20 protein-coding genes are annotated in these 18,543 nt (G+C 54.5%); 10 read left to right on the forward strand and 10 right to left on the reverse strand.

The annotated features are described in order from the left end of the window. Nucleotides 1-53: 53 nt before the first annotated feature. Nucleotides 54-695, forward strand: coding sequence for a LysE family translocator (locus tag E6C51_RS04390; protein WP_330999747.1), 642 nt, complete (start codon nucleotides 54-56; stop codon nucleotides 693-695). A 2-nt stretch (nucleotides 696-697) separates the two neighbouring features. On the opposite strand, the gene sufA is transcribed toward E6C51_RS04390, so the two are convergent. From sufA to E6C51_RS04425, 7 genes are all read right to left on the reverse strand, one after another. After that, the gene (sufA, locus tag E6C51_RS04395; protein ID WP_190235174.1) at nucleotides 698-1,084 is read right to left on the reverse strand and encodes a Fe-S cluster assembly scaffold SufA; all 387 of its coding nucleotides are present in this window, start codon (nucleotides 1,082-1,084) and stop codon (nucleotides 698-700) included. A gap of 92 nt (nucleotides 1,085-1,176) precedes the next feature. Then, the gene (locus E6C51_RS04400) at nucleotides 1,177-1,557 is read right to left on the reverse strand and encodes an SUF system Fe-S cluster assembly protein (protein ID WP_146929680.1); all 381 of its coding nucleotides are present in this window, start codon (nucleotides 1,555-1,557) and stop codon (nucleotides 1,177-1,179) included. Nucleotides 1,558-1,567: 10 nt separating this feature from the next. Beyond that, on the reverse strand, nucleotides 1,568-2,815 hold the full coding sequence (locus E6C51_RS04405; protein ID WP_190235175.1) for a cysteine desulfurase: 1,248 nt from the start codon (nucleotides 2,813-2,815) through the stop codon (nucleotides 1,568-1,570). Next, nucleotides 2,808-4,082: a Fe-S cluster assembly protein SufD gene (gene sufD / locus E6C51_RS04410; RefSeq protein ID WP_190235176.1), complete on the reverse strand. Its 1,275-nt coding sequence runs from the start codon at nucleotides 4,080-4,082 to the stop codon at nucleotides 2,808-2,810. Before sufD ends, E6C51_RS04405 begins: the two co-directional genes overlap by 8 nt. 24 nt (nucleotides 4,083-4,106) lie before the next feature. After that, on the reverse strand, nucleotides 4,107-4,862 hold the full coding sequence (gene sufC, locus E6C51_RS04415; protein WP_146929671.1) for a Fe-S cluster assembly ATPase SufC: 756 nt from the start codon (nucleotides 4,860-4,862) through the stop codon (nucleotides 4,107-4,109). Between the two features lie 74 nt (nucleotides 4,863-4,936). Beyond that, the gene (gene sufB, locus E6C51_RS04420; protein ID WP_190235177.1) at nucleotides 4,937-6,406 is read right to left on the reverse strand and encodes a Fe-S cluster assembly protein SufB; all 1,470 of its coding nucleotides are present in this window, start codon (nucleotides 6,404-6,406) and stop codon (nucleotides 4,937-4,939) included. Between the two features lie 156 nt (nucleotides 6,407-6,562). After that, the gene (locus E6C51_RS04425; protein WP_190235178.1) at nucleotides 6,563-7,723 is read right to left on the reverse strand and encodes a cysteine desulfurase family protein; all 1,161 of its coding nucleotides are present in this window, start codon (nucleotides 7,721-7,723) and stop codon (nucleotides 6,563-6,565) included. A 240-nt stretch (nucleotides 7,724-7,963) separates the two neighbouring features. Here E6C51_RS04425 and E6C51_RS04430 point away from each other — a divergent pair, with 240 nt between their 5' ends. From E6C51_RS04430 to E6C51_RS04440, 3 genes are all read left to right on the forward strand, one after another. Beyond that, the gene (locus E6C51_RS04430; RefSeq protein ID WP_146929663.1) at nucleotides 7,964-8,641 is read left to right on the forward strand and encodes an alpha/beta hydrolase; all 678 of its coding nucleotides are present in this window, start codon (nucleotides 7,964-7,966) and stop codon (nucleotides 8,639-8,641) included. Nucleotides 8,642-8,968: 327 nt separating this feature from the next. After that, on the forward strand, nucleotides 8,969-10,477 hold the full coding sequence (locus E6C51_RS04435) for a DEAD/DEAH box helicase (RefSeq protein WP_190235179.1): 1,509 nt from the start codon (nucleotides 8,969-8,971) through the stop codon (nucleotides 10,475-10,477). Between the two features lies 1 nt (nucleotide 10,478). Continuing rightward, nucleotides 10,479-10,883: an NUDIX domain-containing protein gene (locus E6C51_RS04440; protein ID WP_190235180.1), complete on the forward strand. Its 405-nt coding sequence runs from the start codon at nucleotides 10,479-10,481 to the stop codon at nucleotides 10,881-10,883. Here E6C51_RS04440 and E6C51_RS04445 read toward each other — a convergent pair. Both E6C51_RS04445 and E6C51_RS04450 read right to left on the reverse strand, forming a co-directional pair. Then, complete coding sequence (locus tag E6C51_RS04445) at nucleotides 10,866-11,219, reverse strand: TfoX/Sxy family protein (protein ID WP_190235181.1); 354 nt, start codon at nucleotides 11,217-11,219, stop codon at nucleotides 10,866-10,868. The genes E6C51_RS04440 and E6C51_RS04445 overlap by 18 nt on opposite strands. Before the next feature lie 15 nt (nucleotides 11,220-11,234). Continuing rightward, complete coding sequence (locus E6C51_RS04450) at nucleotides 11,235-11,720, reverse strand: flavin reductase family protein (RefSeq protein ID WP_230987062.1); 486 nt, start codon at nucleotides 11,718-11,720, stop codon at nucleotides 11,235-11,237. Nucleotides 11,721-11,959: 239 nt separating this feature from the next. Here E6C51_RS04450 and E6C51_RS04455 point away from each other — a divergent pair, with 239 nt between their 5' ends. After that, the gene (locus tag E6C51_RS04455) at nucleotides 11,960-13,042 is read left to right on the forward strand and encodes a branched-chain amino acid ABC transporter substrate-binding protein (protein ID WP_230987063.1); all 1,083 of its coding nucleotides are present in this window, start codon (nucleotides 11,960-11,962) and stop codon (nucleotides 13,040-13,042) included. 2 nt (nucleotides 13,043-13,044) lie between these two features. Here the strand turns inward: E6C51_RS04455 and E6C51_RS04460 are convergent, their stop codons facing one another. Next, the gene (locus E6C51_RS04460) at nucleotides 13,045-13,809 is read right to left on the reverse strand and encodes an SDR family NAD(P)-dependent oxidoreductase (protein WP_190235182.1); all 765 of its coding nucleotides are present in this window, start codon (nucleotides 13,807-13,809) and stop codon (nucleotides 13,045-13,047) included. Nucleotides 13,810-13,994: 185 nt separating this feature from the next. Here E6C51_RS04460 and rpe point away from each other — a divergent pair, with 185 nt between their 5' ends. The 5 genes from rpe (at nucleotide 13,995) to E6C51_RS04485 (ending at nucleotide 18,508) form a co-directional block, all read left to right on the forward strand. Continuing rightward, nucleotides 13,995-14,672 carry a ribulose-phosphate 3-epimerase gene (gene rpe, locus E6C51_RS04465; RefSeq protein ID WP_146929648.1) on the forward strand — a complete coding sequence of 226 codons (678 nt, stop codon included), beginning with the start codon at nucleotides 13,995-13,997 and terminating at the stop codon, nucleotides 14,670-14,672. Then, nucleotides 14,669-15,400: a DUF2259 domain-containing protein gene (locus tag E6C51_RS04470; protein ID WP_146929645.1), complete on the forward strand. Its 732-nt coding sequence runs from the start codon at nucleotides 14,669-14,671 to the stop codon at nucleotides 15,398-15,400. Before rpe ends, E6C51_RS04470 begins: the two co-directional genes overlap by 4 nt. Before the next feature lie 78 nt (nucleotides 15,401-15,478). Further along, nucleotides 15,479-16,780: an adenylosuccinate lyase gene (gene purB, locus E6C51_RS04475; protein WP_190235183.1), complete on the forward strand. Its 1,302-nt coding sequence runs from the start codon at nucleotides 15,479-15,481 to the stop codon at nucleotides 16,778-16,780. Between the two features lie 105 nt (nucleotides 16,781-16,885). After that, nucleotides 16,886-17,878, forward strand: a complete 993-nt coding sequence (locus E6C51_RS04480) for an Lnb N-terminal periplasmic domain-containing protein (RefSeq protein ID WP_146929639.1) — start codon at nucleotides 16,886-16,888, stop codon at nucleotides 17,876-17,878. Nucleotides 17,879-18,031: 153 nt separating this feature from the next. Then, nucleotides 18,032-18,508, forward strand: coding sequence for a VOC family protein (locus E6C51_RS04485; RefSeq protein WP_190235184.1), 477 nt, complete (start codon nucleotides 18,032-18,034; stop codon nucleotides 18,506-18,508). Nucleotides 18,509-18,543: the final 35 nt, after the last annotated feature.

Consider the following 18,543-nt stretch of genomic DNA (forward strand, 5'->3'; position numbering starts at 1 on the left):
CAAGGCCCGCAGGATTGATGATTTGCGTTCACAGTCACCGGGGAGGTTCCCGCGTGACGGAGACTGGAATGCTGTTTATTTTGCTGGCCAAGGGCTTTTTACTGGGTATCGCTGTGGCGGCTCCTGTTGGGCCCATTGGCACCCTCTGCATCAACCGCACGATTGAGCGCGGCTTTTGGCAAGGGGTCGCAACGGGAATCGGCGGCGCACTCGGAGACACGCTGTTTGCCATTGCCGCCGCTGCGGGCTTTGCCGCCATGCAGGATATTTTGCGTGAAATCTCACTGCCGTTGAAATTGTTTGGCGGCTTGCTGATCCTGATCATCGGCATTCAAACGCTCAAACCAAGACCCATACGCGCTGTAAAGACAGGCGATGTTGCCAGCGACATTGCAAGGGTTACCCTGTCAACCTTCCTGTTGACCATCACCAACCCAGCAACACTCTTCGGATTTGTGGCTCTGTTTGCGGGGGCAGGACTGGCAGACACCGGAGGCACCAGCCCATTCTTTCTGGTTGCTGGCGTGTTTTTGGGCTCATTGTCGTGGTGCTTTATGCTCTGCGGAGCGGTGCGCTGGATGCATAAAAAATTGCCGGACCATTTCACCGCCTGGATTTCCAAGGGTACGGCAATTTTGCTGATCGGTTTCGGCTTGGTCTCTTTGGCCCTCGCCGCCCGCCAAATGTGGGCGTAAATTCAGGCTGTTGCCTGTGCGCGCTGCTTGGCAAGCTCTGCCAGATCAGCGGCCTTCAACTCCACAGATTCACCGCAGCCACAGGCCGAGGTCTGGTTGGGATTGTGAAAGGTGAAGCCTGAGCGCAATGTTGTGGTTTCAAAGTCAATTTGCGTGCCAAGCAGATAGAGCACAGCGGCTGGCTCCAGCCACACTTTCGCGCCATCATGCTCAATCAGGTCATCCTTGGCATTGGGTTCGCGCACCAAATCGATGGTATATTCCATCCCGGCACAACCACCCTTTTTAATGCCAACGCGAATGCCTTTGGCGTCCGGACCGGAATTTTCGACGATTTCCTTCACGCGGTTTGCCGCCGCGTCGGTCATGGTCATCACTGCAAAGCCCATTGTCTTGTCTCCTTCTCACAACCGGGGTCAAGGTCCGGTGCTTCGATCATCAAGATGTAATGTCGGAAATGCCCACAAACAAGCAGCGCAGCTTAATACCAGCCAACCGCCACTTGTGCCTCTTCCGACATGCGATCTGGAGTCCATGGTGGATCAAAAGTCATTTCGACATTCACGCCCGAAACACCCTCAACCGAGCCGACAGCATTTTCGACCCAGCCGGGCATTTCGCCAGCAACAGGGCAGCCGGGTGCTGTTAGCGTCATCATGATTTTCACCATGCGGTCATCTTCGATATCGATCTTGTAGATCAGCCCAAGCTCGAAAATATCCGCTGGAATTTCAGGATCATACACGGTTTTCAATGCCGAGATGATGTCATCGGACAGGCGCGCCACTTCTTCGGGCGCAAGAGAGGTATGAACGATGCCCTCACGAACATCTGGCTTTTCCTGGTTTTCACTTACCGTCATCATCTTATCCTCAGGCAAAGAAGCCTTTTGCATAGTCCAGCGCATCCGCCAAGGCATCAACTTCTTCGCGGGTGTTGTAAAGCGCAAAGGATGCACGGCAGGTCGAAGTTACACCAAAACGTGTCAGAAGCGGTTGCGCACAATGAGTGCCAGCCCGCACAGCCACACCGCGCCGATCAATGATCGTTGACACATCATGCGCATGTATGCCCTGAAGTTCAAAGGAGAAAATGGCTCCCTTGCCGGGCGCATTGCCAATGATGCGAAGCGAATTGATCGCCGACAACCGTTGGTGAGCATAGGCCGTCAAATCCGCTTCATGGGCGGCAATGGCTTCACGGCCAAGGCTTTCCATGTAATCCAGCGCATGGCCAAGACCGATTGCCTGCACGATAGGCGGCGTACCCGCCTCAAACCGATGCGGTGGCTCATTATAAGTCACATTGTCTTGTGTGACATCAACAATCATTTCGCCGCCGCCCATAAATGGCTGCATCTGGCGCAGACGATCCATCTTGCCATAGAGCACACCAATGCCCGATGGGCCATAGAGCTTGTGGCCGGTCATCACGTACCAGTCACAATCAATATCGCGCACATCTACCGGCATATGCACGGCACCCTGACTGCCATCAATCAGCACCGGAATACCGCGCTCTTTGGCAATGCGGCACACTTCCTTGACCGGAACCACCGTGCCAAGGGCGTTGGACATATGGGTGATAGCAATCAGCTTGGTGCGCTCAGTGAGGCTCTTCTCAAACGCTTCAATGTGAAACGCGCCATCATCATCGACCGGCACCCACACCAGCTTGGCACCCTTGCGCTCACGCAGAAAATGCCATGGCACAATGTTGGAATGGTGTTCCATGATGGTGAGAACGATTTCATCACCTTCGCCGATTTCCTTCATGCCATAGCCATAGGCCACCGTGTTGATAGCTTCTGTGGACGACTTGGTGAACACCACTTCATCCACTGAGCCAGCATTCAAGAACCGCCGCACTTTCTCGCGCGCTGCTTCATAGGCATCCGTGGCAGCATTGGAGAGAAAATGCAGGCCGCGATGAACATTGGCATATTCGTTGGAATAGGCATGGGTGATGGCGTCAATCACGCTCTGCGGTTTTTGCGCCGAAGCACCATTATCGAGGTAAACCAGAGGCTTATTGCCATGCACCATGCGCGACAGGATGGGAAAATCCTGTCGCACTTTTGCAACGTCATAGGTGCTACCGGATGCGAGATGGTCAGCCATGGGTTTCCAGCCAATCGGAAATCACCCCTTCAAGGGCTTCCGTTAGCGCCTCATCTTCGAGTTCCTCGGCAACCTCGGCCACAAATGCCTTGACCAAAAGGCCACGCGCAGGCTTTTGCGGAATGCCACGGGCCATCAAATAATAGAGATGGTTGTGGTCAATATCGGCAACCGTTGCGCCATGCGCGCATTGCACGTCATCCGCAAAGATTTCCAGCTCTGGCTTGACGGAAAACTCGGCATCGTCCGACATCAGCAGCGTGTTGCAGGCCATGCGGGCATCAGTTTTCTGCGCATCCGGAGCAACCCGGATCTGGCCCTGAAACACGCCACGGGCGCGATCATACACCACGCTGCGGATTGTTTCCGTCGATGTAGTGTTTGGCACATCATGGGCGAGTGTCATGGTCACATCAGTGTGGCTTTCGCCAGCCAGAAGATTGACGCCGCGCAGCATGAAATCCGAACCTTCGCCGGCCGTTTTCACATGAATTTCCTGCCGCACCAGCTTGCCGCCAGCGTTGATGAAAAACAGCTTCAGCTTGGCATTTTTGCCAAGCGACACCTTGATCTGGGCAAGATGCGTATCCGACAAGCCTTGCTGCTGCACAATCACCCAGGTGATCTCTGCACCATCGCCCAAGGTCAAATCGCTAACGGTCGAGATAAAGCCCGCCGTATCACCGGCGTTGCGGTGGCGCTCGATAATGGTCGCTTTGGAGTTGGCACCAAAACGAGCGGGGATACGAGTGTGAACATGGCCACCGCCGTGACCCGCCTGAATCTCGATGGACTTTTCAATGTCAGCATCGTCTGCCACTGCCAAAACATAGCCGTCGCGCACAAAGCTACCGTTGATCCGGCCAATGGCATCGTCATTCGACAAGGCAACCAATTCAGGCGCTGCCGATCCATCCCGCAGGGCTTCAGCATAAGACGAAACGCTGACGCCTTCTATCGCCGAAACGTCATGGCTTACACCCTGACGAAGCTCAAACACCCGGCCCGCCTCGACAAGTGGGGAGATCGCTTTAGACACCACCGACGCTTCAGCATCAGGCAGCGCCCGCAGCAAGGTTTTCAGGTCTGTATAATGCCACGCCTCAATACGGCGCGTTGGCAGACCGGCCTTTTTCAAATCATCAAACAGGATATCGCGCTTGCCCAATACGGCACCATCGCCCGGCAAATCGCCGATATGTGCTGCATAGAATTCATTGAGCGCAGCTTCAGCCGGTGTAGACCGGTTGGCAGCTTGAATGTTCATAATAACACTCCCTCTCCCGACCAATCAGGCCGCTTCGCCAATGATATCAGCATAACCGTTTGCTTCCAGATCCAGCGCCAGGCTCTTATCGCCGGTCTTGATAATCTGGCCCTTGTAGAGAACGTGCACCGTATCGGGCACAATGTAATCCAAAAGGCGCTGATAGTGAGTAATCACGATTGTGGCACGATCAGGCGATTTCAGCGCATTCACGCCGTCCGCCACTATCTTCAGCGCATCAATGTCGAGGCCGGAGTCGGTCTCATCCAGAATGCAAAGCTGTGGAGCCAAAAGCGCCATTTGCAGAATTTCTGCGCGCTTCTTCTCACCACCGGAAAAGCCAACATTGAGCGGGCGCTTCAGCATATCCGGGTTGATCTTCAACTCGGCCGCCGCTTCCTTAACCAGACGGATAAAGTCCGGCGTGGTCAGTTCAGCCTCGCCGCGTGCCTTGCGCTGTTCATTCATCGCCACTTTCAGAAACTGCATGGTGGCAACACCCGGAATTTCAACCGGATATTGGAAGGCCAGGAAAATACCCTTGGCGGCGCGCTCGGCTGGGTCCAGCTCCAGAATGCTCTCGCCATTATAAAGGATGTCACCTTCCGTCACTTCATAGTCTTCGCGGCCCGACAGAATGTAGGACAGCGTGGACTTGCCAGAGCCGTTTGGCCCCATGATAGCCGCCACTTCACCGGCCTTTACGGTCAGGTTCAGGCCACGGATGATTTCTGTGCCGTCTTCGGCAATACGGGCGTGCAGGTTTTTGATCTCAAGCATTTTCTATATCCTATCGGACGAACGGTGTTGTGCGCTTTTGCGCAGAAATGGATGCTGGGATGCGCGGTCAGCCCTTAGCCGACCGAGCCCTCAAGGCTGATGCCAATCAGCTTTTGCGCTTCCACGGCAAATTCCATGGGCAATTCCTGAATAACGTCGCGCACAAAGCCGTTGACGATCAGGGCGATAGCCGCTTCTTCTGGAATGCCGCGCTGCAAGCAGTAAAACAACTGGTCTTCCGAGATTTTTGACGTTGTTGCCTCATGCTCGAACTGTGCCGAAGAGTTCTTGGCCTCAATATACGGCACGGTATGCGCACCGCACTTATCACCAATCAGCAAGCTGTCGCACTGGGTAAAGTTACGGGCATTTTCCGCCTTGCGATGGGCCGAAACCTGACCGCGATAGGTGTTGTTGGAAAAGCCTGCCGAAATCCCCTTGGAGATGATGCGGCTCGATGTGTTCTTGCCCAGATGAATCATCTTGGTGCCAGAATCGACCTGCTGGTGACCGTTGGACACGGCAATCGAATAGAACTCGCCGCGCGAACCATCACCCCGCAGGATGCAAGACGGATATTTCCAGGTGATGGCAGAGCCGGTCTCAACTTGAGTCCAGGAAATCTTGGAGTTTTTGCCACGGCAATCGCCACGCTTGGTGACGAAATTGTAGATGCCGCCCTTGCCTTCCTTGTCGCCCGGATACCAGTTCTGGACGGTTGAATATTTGATTTCGGCATCATCCAGCGCCACAAGCTCAACCACGGCGGCGTGCAGCTGGTTTTCATCACGCTGCGGGGCTGTGCAGCCTTCCAAATAAGAGACGTACGCGCCCTCTTCGGCAATGATCAGCGTACGTTCAAACTGACCGGTGTTTTTCTCGTTGATGCGGAAGTAGGTGGACAGCTCCATCGGGCAACGCACACCCTTGGGGATGAACACGAACGATCCATCGGTAAACACCGCCGAATTCAGCGTAGCATAATAATTGTCGGTGACCGGCACAACCGAGCCGAGGTATTTCTTCACCAGCTCTGGATGTTCGCGCACGGCTTCAGAGATCGACATGAAGATCACGCCGGCCTTTTTCAGCTCTTCCTTGAACGTGGTCACAACGGACACCGAGTCAAACACCGCATCCACAGCAATCTTCGGCTTTTCAACGCCCGCTAGAATTTCCTGCTCGCTCAATGGAATGCCAAGCTTTTCATAGACCTTCAAAAGCTCTGGATCGACTTCATCGAGAGACTTTGGCCCGGACGAGCTTTTCGGCGCGGCATAGTAATAAATGTCGTTGAAGTCGATCTTCGGATAATCAACGCGCGCCCATGTGGGTTCTTCCATGGTCAGCCAACGCTGATAGGCGTCGAGGCGCCATTGCAGCATCCATTCCGGCTCGTTCTTCTTTGCGGAAATAAAGCGGACAATATCTTCCGACAGGCCTTTGGGGGCCTTGTCGACTTCGATCATGGTTTCAAAACCATATTTGTACTGATCTACGTCGATCTGGCGGACCTGATCGATCGTTTCCTGTACGGCAGCCATTCGCGTTCTCCAATCTCGCCGGGTCCAAGGTCCGGCAGCTTGTCAACGTTGAAAGCGGGGTTCCGCTTCAATGTAGGTATTGAGGGCGAAGATTTCACCCTTGTTCTTGTTATTTGTGTTTGCGCAATTGTGACATCGCACAGACATTTCGAAACTTTACACGGCTTGGCCGGAGTGCTGGCGGCGCGCGGCAATTTTCGCAAATACCGCCACCACCTTCTCGACATCCGCTTGCGTCGTGGCTGGACCTATAGAGATCCGCAAGCCGCCAACACCCGCATCCAGCCCCATGGCCGTCAAAACATGGCTTTGCCCTACTTTGCCAGACGAACAGGCCGCCCCCGCAGAAAGCGCCACACCCTCCAGATCAAAGGCAATCTGCCCTGTCTCGGCTTTCAGGCCCGGCAGCGTGAAAAATGTTGTGTTGCCAATACGCTCAACACTCTCACCATGGATCACCAGATCATTCGCCGCCCTGCGCATGCCTGCTTCCATTTGATCGCGCAAGGTTTTGATCCCTAAATTGCGATTTATCAAGTCATTTGTCGCATAGTCGGCAGCCGCACCAAAACCTGCGATAGCGCTGAGGTTTTCAGTACCACCACGATGACCCTTTTCATGTCCACCGCCACGGATCAAAGGCTCGGGCATCAGCATTTCGCCACGCGCAATCAGCGCACCTGCCCCTTTGGGGCCGCCAAGCTTGTGCGCGGAGATAATGAGAAAATCCGCATCCAAAGCGTCCATATCAACAGGGATGCGACCTGCCGCCTGCACGGCATCCACCACCAAAACACCACCTTTGGCATGAACCAGCGCGGCAATCTCGGCAACCGGCTGAACAACGCCTGTTTCGTTGTTGGCCAGCATGACAGCAACCATCGGCAAACCGAGCTCAGGCGCATGATCGGCCAACATTGCTTCCAGCGCTGCAACATTTACGATACCGCTGGACAGGACGGGAATTTCAACAACACTGTCAAAACGACCACCCATTCTCACGGCAGGATGCTCGATGGCCGACACATAAAGCCTGCCAATAGGCAAAGCGGAACGCCCCATTTTAAAGCGCGGCGTCAGAACCATATTGGCGGCCTCAGTCGCGCAGGAGGTAAACACGACATTCTGGGCAGCAGCCCCAACAAGCGCGGCCACCTGACGGCGTGCTTTTTCGACCACCGAGCGCGCAGCGCGGCCTTCGCTATGCACCGAAGACGGATTGCCCGGCATGGCCATGGCAGAAAGCATGGCATCTCGCGCCGCTTCAAGCAGCGGAGCCGTGGCATTCCAATCCATATAGATGCGCTCAATTGCCATCTTCTTGTTCGGCTTCCCGTTTATTTGTCGCAATCACGGCCTCTTCAGCCACGAAAAGTGCATTTTTCTTGAATTTCTTACCAAGCTTGTCCTATGACACAATCCAACAACGTCGTTGAGTCATAAAATTTCGAATGGTTCTAAACTGCGTTTTAGAAAAGCTGACTGTCCCCGTCAAGTCATCTAACGGATGCACGTGGGCCTATACGCGAAAAAAAGACACGCAAGACCGGAGTATCTATGCCCGAAGTCATCTTTAACGGACCAGCAGGTCGGCTCGAAGGCCGCTATCAGCCCTCCAAGGAAAAGAGCGCACCGATTGCGATCATCCTGCATCCGCATCCGCAATTTGGCGGCACAATGAACAACCAGATTGTCTATCAGTTGTTCTACATGTTCCAGAAGCGCGGTTTTACGACACTCCGCTTCAATTTTCGCGGCATTGGTCGCAGCCAGGGCGAGTTTGACCACGGTGCGGGCGAATTGTCTGATGCCGCATCGGCACTCGACTGGGTGCAGAGCCTGCATCCTGATTCGAAAAGCTGTTGGGTGGCGGGTTATTCCTTCGGCTCGTGGATCGGCATGCAGCTCTTGATGCGCCGCCCGGAAATTGAAGGCTTTATCTCGGTGGCTCCCCAGCCAAACACTTATGATTTTGCCTTCCTCGCCCCCTGCCCGTCATCTGGCCTGATTATTCACGGCGATGCCGATAAGGTTGCTCCAGAAAAAGACGTTCAGGGTCTGGTGGACAAGCTCAAGACCCAGAAGGGCATTCTGATTACACAAAAGACCATGCCCGGTGCCAACCACTTTTTCGCAGGCCAGGTCGATAATTTGATGGCTGAATGCGAAGATTATCTGGATCGTCGCCTTGAGGGCGAACTGGTGCCAGAGCCAGCGGCAAAGCGCCTGCGCTGATCGCAGGTTGGTCCGCTTTCCGAGAGTCTGTCAGGTTCAGATTAAACCAGACAGACTCATCGTTCCTTTGTTTTCGTTTGTCTGATCAGAAAAACCGGATTCCACTTTTCCCTGACAAACTCGAAAGGACGGGCGGCCCACGCGAGGCAAATATGAATTTGCAGCCTCAAATCTGGAAAAATTGAAGTTTCATTAAGGTTTTCTGCCAGCAACCTGCCCTATTCCTTGACTTTCGCCCGTTTTGGGCCTATTCCGCGCTGGCGTTTACGCCTAATTTTATGGCGCTTCACATCAAGTTCGCAAGAACGGAACGGATATCATTTCCCTTTGACCACATTCGCTGACCTTGGCCTGAGCCAAAAAGTTCTTTCTGCTGTCACCGACGCCGGCTATACAGTGCCGACGCCTATTCAGGCGGGCGCAATTCCGCCAGCCCTGATGCGCCGCGACATTTGCGGCATCGCCCAGACGGGCACCGGCAAAACCGCATCTTTCGTGCTGCCGATGCTGACCTTGTTGGAAAAGGGCCGTGCCCGCGCGCGCATGCCGCGTACGCTGATTCTGGAGCCAACGCGCGAATTGGCGGCGCAGGTTGCTGAAAATTTTGAAAAATACGGCAAAAACCACAAGCTCAACATTGCCCTGCTGATTGGCGGCGTATCCTTTGAAGAGCAAGACAGAAAGCTGGAGCGCGGCGCAGATGTTTTGATCTGCACCCCCGGCCGTCTTCTTGACCATTGTGAGCGCGGCAAATTGCTGATGACCGGCGTTGAAATCCTCGTGATCGACGAAGCTGACCGCATGCTGGACATGGGCTTTATTCCCGATATCGAGCGCATTGCCAAGCTTATTCCATTCACCCGCCAAACCCTGTTTTTCTCGGCCACCATGCCGCCGGAAATTCAGAAACTGGCGGATCGATTCTTGCAAAATCCTGAGCGCATTGAAGTGGCGAAGCCGTCGTCAACGGCGCTCACGGTGACCCAGCGGCTGATTGCCAGCCCGACCAAGGATTATGAAAAGCGCGCTATTTTGCGCGAGATTATCCGCGAACAGACCGACCTCAAGAACGCCATCATCTTCTGCAATCGCAAAAAGGATGTGGCTGACCTGTTCCGCTCGCTGGAGCGCCACGGCTTTTCCGTTGGTGCCCTGCATGGCGATATGGATCAGCGTTCGCGCACCAATATGCTGGCTGGCTTCAAGGATAACCAGATCACGCTTCTGGTCGCGTCAGACGTTGCGGCCCGTGGCCTCGACATTCCAGATGTCAGCCATGTGTTTAACTTCGACGTGCCAATCCATGCCGAAGATTATGTGCACCGCATTGGCCGCACAGGTCGTGCAGGCCGCTCCGGGGCTGCCTTTACGCTGGTGACCAAATCGGACACCAAATACCTCGATGCCATTGAAAAGATGATTTCCAAGAAAATCGAATGGCATAATGGCGATCTTTCCAGCCTTCCAGCCCCGGCTGAAGGCGAAAAGGATGAGCGCCGTGGTCGCGGCAAAGGCCGTGACCGGGACCGTCGCCCGGCAGCAAAAGCCGCTGAGCCAAGTCATAAAGCTGACACGGCAAACGTGCAGGATAGCGTCGAATCGGCTGAAGAGGTCGTTGCAACCAAGGTGGATAGCGTGAAGCAAGAGCGCAAGGCAGACAATCGATCGAATCAGGGCAATCGGGACAAGCGTCATCAATCGCCAAACCCGGCCAACGACGATCATCGCGAGCGCCGTCGCAACCACTATCGCGATCAGGATGATGGTCCGACACCAATTGGTTTTGGCGACGACATTCCAGCGTTCATGCTGATTGTTGCCAACGCAAAGGCATAACGTGAAACCGGGTATTGATTTTCCCGGCGTTGGAGTAGGGCTTGCCATTCTTCGGGACGGCAAGCTTTTGCTTTATAAGCGCATGCGTCCGCCGGAAGTCGGCTATTGGAACATTGTTGGCGGTAAAGTCGACGTGCTGGAGCCTGCCGAATTGGCATCCAAGCGCGAAGCCGAAGAAGAAACCGGCCTCTCCATCGGCAAAATCGAATTCGTCTCTGTGACTGAGCAGATTGTCACGGCTGATCGCCAGCACTGGGTATCGCTGCTCTACAAGACAGATGATGTGACAGGCGAGGCGAAATTGACCGAGCCAGACAAGCTTTCGGATTTTGGTTGGTTTGATCTGGATGATTTGCCGGAGCCGCTCTCAGAGTTCACCAAAGCGATTCTACCGTTTCTTCGCTGAAGCCTTTTTCACATCCGGCTTATGGGTGCGAAAACCTGCCTCATAGGCCAGTGTCACCCATTTTGCCATCACATCCGGATCGTCAAATGCATCATCCGGGATTGTCCAGTAAGGCATGGCAACAGGCTTTTTGCCGTCACGCTGATACACCCATTGACGCGCACCGGCCTTCTCAAACTGCGGCGCTGTCTCTGCATCCGCTTTCAGCATGATCTCGTCAAACAGATCAAGCGCAATTATGACACCGTGGTGATAGATGCCCTTGCCGCCAAACATACGGCGAATGGAAACAGGCCCAAGAGCGCAGAACATCTCTTCAATATCTGCATTGTCCACGGCACTGCCTCTCACTCATTCAACCGTGTGGAAACCTCGATTAAGATAGAGCAAAGAGGCTGACTTGTCGCCCATGGCAAGCGCGACAACCTCGCCAAAAAGCACAGTGTGGGTGGGCGTCACTTTGCGGTCCACCACACGGCACTCGTAAGCCGCAATGGCATCGGTCAGCACGGGTGCACCCGTTGCTCCTGTCGTCCACGTGCCAAAAGCAAACCTTTCTTCGGCGGTCAATTTTCCAAACCCCGCAAAAGCACCCGCCAGCGCCTCGTGCTGCGCCCCCAGCGTGTTGAGCACAAAGCAATCGCTCTCAAAAAACGGCTGATTGTTCTCATTTTGATTGTTAATGCAGGCCAACAGCATGGGTGGCTGGTCAGAAACAGAGCAGGCGGCGGTGATGGTTGTTCCGCGAATGGTCTCGCCAAAGCGCGTGGTAACAAGCTGAACGTGACCGGCATAGCGGCTCATCGCTTCACGATAATCCAAAGCATCGATGGCCATTATGTTTCACTTACCCTTCATCGGAATCAATATCTCACTGGCTATAGAGCATGATGGGCCGTGATTAAACCATAGCGAAATTGCAGCCTCGCAAATTTTCGCTCCCTCTGCACATTTTACATTCACGAGAGCCATTACGCCCAGAGATTGGCTTTGGTTCACTGCGTCTATTGAGTCGTTTTCCGATTAAATCGATTCCGATTTCATACATTATGCAGTAAGATCAAAGGATATTCATCATGATCTGGACCATAATGACCTTTCGCCCTGCTCTATCTATTCTCGTCACAAGCACTTTTCTAAGCGCAGCCCCCGCTTTTTCCATGACAATCGGCTTGGTCGCTCCGCAACACGGCCCTTTCGCACTGCTGGGGCAGCAAATGGAGGCTGGTGCGCGGGCAGCATCACAGGTGGATGGTGACAAGCTGGTGGTGATTGATGAAAGCTGTGAAGCGGGCAGCGGAACGGCCATTGCCGATGCGCTTATTGCGGCCAGGGTGGAGAGCGCCATTGGGTTTCTGTGCAGTGAGAGCCTCGAAACCAGCCTGCCGAAATTGGCGGCGGCCCAGATTCCGGCCCTCACACTTTCCGTGCGCTGGCCAACGATTATGGAAGATGCATTGAAAAAACACTGGCCATTTTACCGGATGGCTCCGAGCAACAAAAATGAGACCAACAAAATTGTTGAGGTGCTTGTCAGCCAATGGCCAGGCTTTGCCTTCGCACTCATTGACGATGGCACGATAAGAGGCCGCGAACTGGTGGATTCGATCCGCTCGCCGCTTGAGCAACGCGGCATGAAAGCAGTGTTCAACGACACCTATCGCCCCGGACAAGAGCAGCAGATTTCGCTGGTGCGACGTCTTCAAAAAGCTGGCGCAACGCATGTTTTTGTTGGTGGCGACCGCGCAGACATCAGCATTATCGCCCGCGATGCCAAGGCTGAGAACATTCCGCTGACGCTGATGGGCGGCGATGGGATGCGGGCTGTGGACAAGCCCGTGCCGCTGGCAGACGGCGTTTTAGCTGTGACCACGCCAAACTACGCTGATCTGCCAAGCGCACAAGCCGTCACCGCAAACTTCCGCAAAACCAATATCGAGCCAGATGGCTATACCCTCCCCGCCTATGCTGCGGTGCAGTTTTTAAACGCTACTGTCAAGCAAGCGGATAACCAGCCGCTGGCTGATGCCATTGCCAAAACAACAGCGCAAACCGTGATCGGCCCTATCAGCTTTGATCTCCATCACGAATTAAGCGATAACCCCTATCAGTTGCTTGAATGGCGGGATGGGGCGTTTCAAACACCCCTCACCCAGTAATCTCACCCCTCATAGGGCCAGACGGGCCGGGTAAATACCCCGCCATCAACCCATAGGGTTTGCCCGGTGACAAAGCTTGCGGCTTCGCTTGCCAAAAACATCACCGGCCCAACAATGTCATGGGGCGTACCAACGCGCCGAAGCGGCGTGACCCTGCCCCAGGTCTCGGCGTAATCTGGCGCTTCTTCAAAGGTGCGCTCTGTCGCAATCGCGCCGGGTGCCACACAATTGACCCTGATTCCATTGGGGCCAAGCTCCACTGCCGCAACCTTGGTAAATTGCTCTACGCCGCCCTTGGAGGCCGTATAATCCACAAGATTGGGAAAGGCCGTCTTGTTGCAGCCAGAACCGATATTGATCACCGCACCACCTTGAGCCGCTGCAACCATGCGCTTGGCCGCAGCTTGGGTATTGAGAAAAGTGCCGCTCAGGTTTGTGCGAATAACGCGATTCCAATCCTCTTCTTTCAGATCCAGCAAACCCGACCATGTTTGCACACCCGCATTGTTAATGAGCACGTCGGGCGCACGGTCTGCCCAGGCACAGGCGGCATCAAAAAACGCCTCAACAGCAGCGCTATCGCCAACATCGGCCACCAGACCAAGCACTTCATGCCCCTCAGCCGCCAATTCGGCCACCAGGCTTTGCGCAAATCCGCTGTCGCCAACATAGCTGAAGGCTACCCGATCACCGCTGTGCGCAAAGGCTTTCACCAATTGCCGTCCTATGCCGGTGCTGCCGCCGGTGATCACAACAAGTCTTTTCATGTCTTCTCCCTTGTCCTGCTCCAGACGCTGTTTTTATCTTGCTCAAAGCGGCCTGTCCAACGAAGCAATTATCGCTTGCGAAAGCGCAACACAAAGCGATCAAACTTCTGCGCAATCAGTTGTCGCACGGGTATGGGAATGCTATGCAGCGGCAACAGGTTCTGCCGTTTCGGAGTATTGCACATATGACCCGCCCGCTGCTCATCGCCCCTTCAATCCTTGCGGCCAATTTTGCCAAACTGGGACAAGAAGTGACTGATGTGGTCGAGGCTGGCGCAGACTGGATTCATCTCGATGTCATGGATGGGCATTTTGTGCCCAATATCTCGTTTGGCCCCGCCGTGATCAAAGCGCTTCGCCCGCACACCAAGGCGGTGTTTGATTGCCACCTGATGATTGCCCCGGCAGACCCCTTTCTGCCCGCTTTCGCTGATGCGGGCTGCGATTATATTACCGTGCATGCGGAAGCAGGCCCACATCTGCACCGCTCATTGCAATCCATTCGCGCCCTTGGCAAGAAGGCAGGTGTTTCGCTTAATCCCGCAACGCCCGTATCCATGCTCGAAAATCTGATTGACGATGTTGATCTGATCCTGATCATGAGTGTCAATCCCGGTTTTGGCGGCCAAAGCTTCATTCCCTTTGCTGCCGATAAAATCCGTCAGGCCAATGCCTTGATTGGATCGCGCCCGATAGCACTTGAGGTCGATGGCGGTATAACTGTCGAGACTGCCCCGATTGTGACAAAAGCCGGTGCAAATGTGCTTGTCGCTGGATCGGCAATTTACAAAGGTGATGGCGTGGACGATTATAAAAAGACAGTATCTGCATTGCGGGTTGCCGCTGAAGGAGGCCGGGCTTGAGTATCTCCTGGCTTCGCGGCACGCTCGTTGCCATTGTCTCATTTGCCGCCCTGCCCGCATTTGCTGGTGATATCGCCAGCGTAAACCCTATTGGTTTTTCAAGCGACGGCAGTGTGTTTGCATTTGAGGAATATGGCATACAGGATGGGTCGAACATAGCCTATTCCAATATTTATGCGATTGATCTGACCAATAACACGTTTCTGCCGGATACACCGGTGCGCATTCGTGCTGACGACGACAAAACCGGGCTTGCTGCCACACGGCAAAAAAGCATGAATCAGGTGACCAAAATCATTCAGCAACGAGACCTGCTGAACCACCCTGGCGAGATTGTGGCCTTTAACCCGATCAGTCAGGTGGGGGTTGATGGTCACACGCTGAGCTATAGGCTGCATAAAGTGCAACCCGCCGTTGGCCAGCCCTATACGTTGAAACTTGAAGAGCTGGATGAAGGTGCGCCCGCCGCCTGCAAGGATCAGGTGCCGACCATCAAGGGCTTTCGCTTGCGCATGACCGAAGCGAACGGTGCAAAGCAGGACAAGGTTGTGTATGAAGACGGCCACGTGCCTGCCAGCCGCCGCTGTCCTACCGGCTACCGCCTTGGAGGTGTCGTGACCTACCAAATTCCGGGTGGTGCTGTGGTGCAGATTGCGCTGGTACTGGTGCTGAACCCATCAACTCAAGGCTCAGATGGGCGCTGGCTGGCTGTTCCCATCAAGCCCTGAATGACAATTCGCATGGCAGGCCGCGCCTGCTTCCAAACCGTTGAGACGGCATTCACCGCAGTATAAGAAGGCAAATTCATGATCCCGCGCTATTCCCGGCCAGAAATGGTCGCTATCTGGTCGCCCGAAACCAAATTCCGTATCTGGTTCGAGATCGAAGCTCATGCGTGTGACGCACTGGCCGAGCTGGGCGTGATCCCGAAAGAAGCGGCTCAGACCATCTGGGAAAAGGGCGGCGCTGCCGAATTTAATGTCGCTCGCATTGACGAAATTGAAGCCGTCACCAAGCATGACGTGATTGCCTTCCTCACCCATCTGGCCGAGTTCATTGGCCCCGACAGCCGCTTTGTGCATCAGGGCATGACCTCTTCTGATGTGTTGGACACCACGCTGAACATCCAGCTGGTCCGCGCTGCCGATCTGTTGCTGGCCGATATGGATCGCGTGCTGGCCGCCCTGAAAGCCCGCGCCTTTGAGCATAAGGATTCGGTGCGCATTGGCCGCAGCCATGGCATCCACGCCGAACCCACCACCATGGGCCTGACCTTTGCCCGCTTCTATGCCGAGATGGAGCGCAACCGCGCCCGTCTCGTCAACGCCCGTGCAGAAATTGCCACGGGTGCCATCTCCGGCGCTGTTGGCACCTTTGCCAACATCGACCCGCGCGTGGAAGAACACGTCTGCGCAAAGCTCGGCCTCGTGCCAGAGCCGGTCTCCACGCAGGTCATCCCGCGCGACCGTCACGCCATGTTCTTCGCAACCCTTGGCGTGATTGCCTCATCCATCGAAAACGTTGCGATTGAGATTCGCCACATGCAGCGCACCGAGGTGCTGGAAGCCGAAGAGTTCTTCTCTCCGGGCCAGAAGGGCTCTTCCGCCATGCCGCACAAGCGCAACCCGGTGCTGACCGAAAACCTCACCGGCCTCGCCCGCCTCGTGCGCATGTCGGTCACGCCTGCCATGGAAAACGTAGCCCTCTGGCATGAGCGCGACATCAGCCACTCCAGCGTTGAACGCGCCATCGGCCCCGACACCACCATCACGCTCGATTTCGCCCTCAACCGTTTGGCTGGCGTTGTTGAAAAGCTGGTGATCTACCCGGAAAACATGTTGAAAAACATGAACAAATTCCGCGGCCTCGTCATGAGCCAGCGCGTACTGCTGGCGCTGACCCAAGCTGGCGTTTCCCGCGAAGACAGCTACCGCCTCGTGCAGCGCAACGCCATGAAGGTCTGGGAACAAGGCAAGGACTTCTTGGAAGAACTGCTGGCTGACGCCGAAGTGCGGGCAGCCCTCACAGAAGAGCAAATCCGCGAGAAGTTTGACCTTGGCTACCACACCAAGCATGTGGACACGATTTTCAAGCGGGTCTTTGGGTAAAAATAGCCCTCAAATGCCGTTAAAATCTTCAAAGCCGCCCCAAATGGGCGGCTTTATGCATTATAGAGCGATCAAGACCGAAATAGCCGAAAAGCTGGAGAAAGCATGAAGTATCTATTGCGCTTGATGGGCATTCTTCTTCTCGTCATCTTGGCTTTGATTGCAGTGATCGCTACAGGGTGGATAACCTTAGCGCTGTGGTATCGCATTCCTGGATCAGACCTCGTGCGTAGTGCAGCTTCTGGTCTGTGGCTGTTGTTTGTACTGGCCATTCTTTCATTGGGTCGAAAATCGCCGCTTACCTCAGTCGTACTGTTTCTAATGAGCTTGGTCGTCGTCGGCATCTGGTGGCAATCGATCAAGCCGAGTCTTGATCGCGATTGGGCGGTGGATGTTTCCAGAACTGTGACGGGAACCGTTGATGACAACATTGTCACGCTCCAGAACGTGCGCAATTTCCACTGGACAAGCGATAGTGCCGCCGATGCCAGATGGGAGACGCGGCAATATGATCTCAATAAGCTGAATGAGGCCGATATGGTCCTGTCCTATTGGGGCATGGATGCCATTGCCCATACGCTGGTCAGTTTCGGTTTTGAGGATGGTCAACGGGTAGTGTTTTCGGTGGAAACGCGGCGCGAGAAGACCGAATCCTATTCATCGATTGCAGGCTTTTTCAAAACCTATGAGCTGGCTTTTCTCGCCGCCGATGAGCGCGATATTCTCTATCTACGCACCAATATGCGCAAGGAAGACACCTATCTTTACCCGCTGGATATTCCCAAACAGGCGATGCGCGCCTTGTTTTTGAATTACGTGAACTCGGCAGATCAGCTTGCGAAGCAGCCCCAATTCTACGACACCATCACCACCAACTGCACCACGGTGGTGTTTGATCTTGCCCGCCAGATTGAGCCGGGCATTCCAACGGATTACCGTGTTTTGCTGTCGGGTTATTTGCCCGGCTATCTCGCAGAGCATGGAGCCTCAGTATGGAAGCTACCGGAGGCTGAACTTCGCAAACGCGCCGCCATCAGCAGCAAAGCACAAGCCGCAGGCAATGAACCGGCTGATTATTCCAGTGTGATCAGGCAGTAAAATTGAAAAAACGTGGCTTTGCAACATTCTGCTTTTTAATGTTCTTGGCAATACTGCTATTGACCTCAACCATGGTTGAGGTTCTATAAACTCGATCAACCCACAACGCGACGTCCAATTCCAATGGCAGCGCAGAACAAGGAGTTGATCATCATGGTCCAAATCAACGGTCTATACGAAACCCACCTGACCGTTTCCAATCTTGAAGAGTCCATCGATTTCTATCGGGATGTTGTCGGACTGGAACTTGCCCATAAAATACCAGCCCGGGATGTCGCCTTTTTCTGGATTGGTGGACGTGAGCGCTCCATGCTCGGCCTGTGGTCAATTCACAGCTCGCCTATGCAAATGAAACTGCATACCGCGTTTCAAACCTCGCTTGAGCAGGTACTACAGGCACCAGACTATTTGCGGTCCAAAGGTGTTATTCCTCTCAATCTGAGCGGAAACGCAGAAATCGATCAGCCTATTGTTTTGCCATGGATGCCAGCAGCCAGCGTCTATTTTCGTGATCCAGACGGCCATTCGCTGGAATATATCGCTATCCTGCCAGAACCACCCCGTCCGGACCTCAGCGCCATGGCGACCTATGCAGAATGGCGTGACCTCCACCAGAACGCACAGCCATAATCATGAATCATACAAAAATGCCGTCGCAAAATCTG

Origin of the sequence: Gillisella terrae (assembly GCF_004801395.1) — a bacterium.
GTDB classification, from domain to species: domain Bacteria; phylum Pseudomonadota; class Alphaproteobacteria; order Rhizobiales; family Rhizobiaceae; genus Allorhizobium; species Allorhizobium terrae.

Excerpts from the sequence above, each read along its gene's own strand:
- sufA (WP_190235174.1), bottom strand. The coding sequence starts at position 1,084 with ATGGGCTTTGCAGTGATGACCATGACCGACGCGGCGGCAAACCGCGTG.
- E6C51_RS04400 (WP_146929680.1), bottom strand. The coding sequence starts at position 1,557 with ATGACGGTAAGTGAAAACCAGGAAAAGCCAGATGTTCGTGAGGGCATC.
- E6C51_RS04405 (WP_190235175.1), bottom strand. The coding sequence starts at position 2,815 with ATGGCTGACCATCTCGCATCCGGTAGCACCTATGACGTTGCAAAAGTG.
- sufD (WP_190235176.1), bottom strand. The coding sequence starts at position 4,082 with ATGAACATTCAAGCTGCCAACCGGTCTACACCGGCTGAAGCTGCGCTC.
- sufC (WP_146929671.1), bottom strand. The coding sequence starts at position 4,862 with ATGCTTGAGATCAAAAACCTGCACGCCCGTATTGCCGAAGACGGCACA.
- sufB (WP_190235177.1), bottom strand. The coding sequence starts at position 6,406 with ATGGCTGCCGTACAGGAAACGATCGATCAGGTCCGCCAGATCGACGTA.
- E6C51_RS04425 (WP_190235178.1), bottom strand. The coding sequence starts at position 7,723 with ATGGCAATTGAGCGCATCTATATGGATTGGAATGCCACGGCTCCGCTG.
- E6C51_RS04430 (WP_146929663.1), top strand. The coding sequence starts at position 7,964 with ATGCCCGAAGTCATCTTTAACGGACCAGCAGGTCGGCTCGAAGGCCGC.
- E6C51_RS04450 (WP_230987062.1), bottom strand. The coding sequence starts at position 11,720 with ATGGCCATCGATGCTTTGGATTATCGTGAAGCGATGAGCCGCTATGCC.
- E6C51_RS04455 (WP_230987063.1), top strand. The coding sequence starts at position 11,960 with ATGATCTGGACCATAATGACCTTTCGCCCTGCTCTATCTATTCTCGTC.
- E6C51_RS04460 (WP_190235182.1), bottom strand. The coding sequence starts at position 13,809 with ATGAAAAGACTTGTTGTGATCACCGGCGGCAGCACCGGCATAGGACGG.
- rpe (WP_146929648.1), top strand. The coding sequence starts at position 13,995 with ATGACCCGCCCGCTGCTCATCGCCCCTTCAATCCTTGCGGCCAATTTT.
- purB (WP_190235183.1), top strand. The coding sequence starts at position 15,479 with ATGATCCCGCGCTATTCCCGGCCAGAAATGGTCGCTATCTGGTCGCCC.
- E6C51_RS04480 (WP_146929639.1), top strand. The coding sequence starts at position 16,886 with ATGAAGTATCTATTGCGCTTGATGGGCATTCTTCTTCTCGTCATCTTG.
- E6C51_RS04485 (WP_190235184.1), top strand. The coding sequence starts at position 18,032 with ATGGTCCAAATCAACGGTCTATACGAAACCCACCTGACCGTTTCCAAT.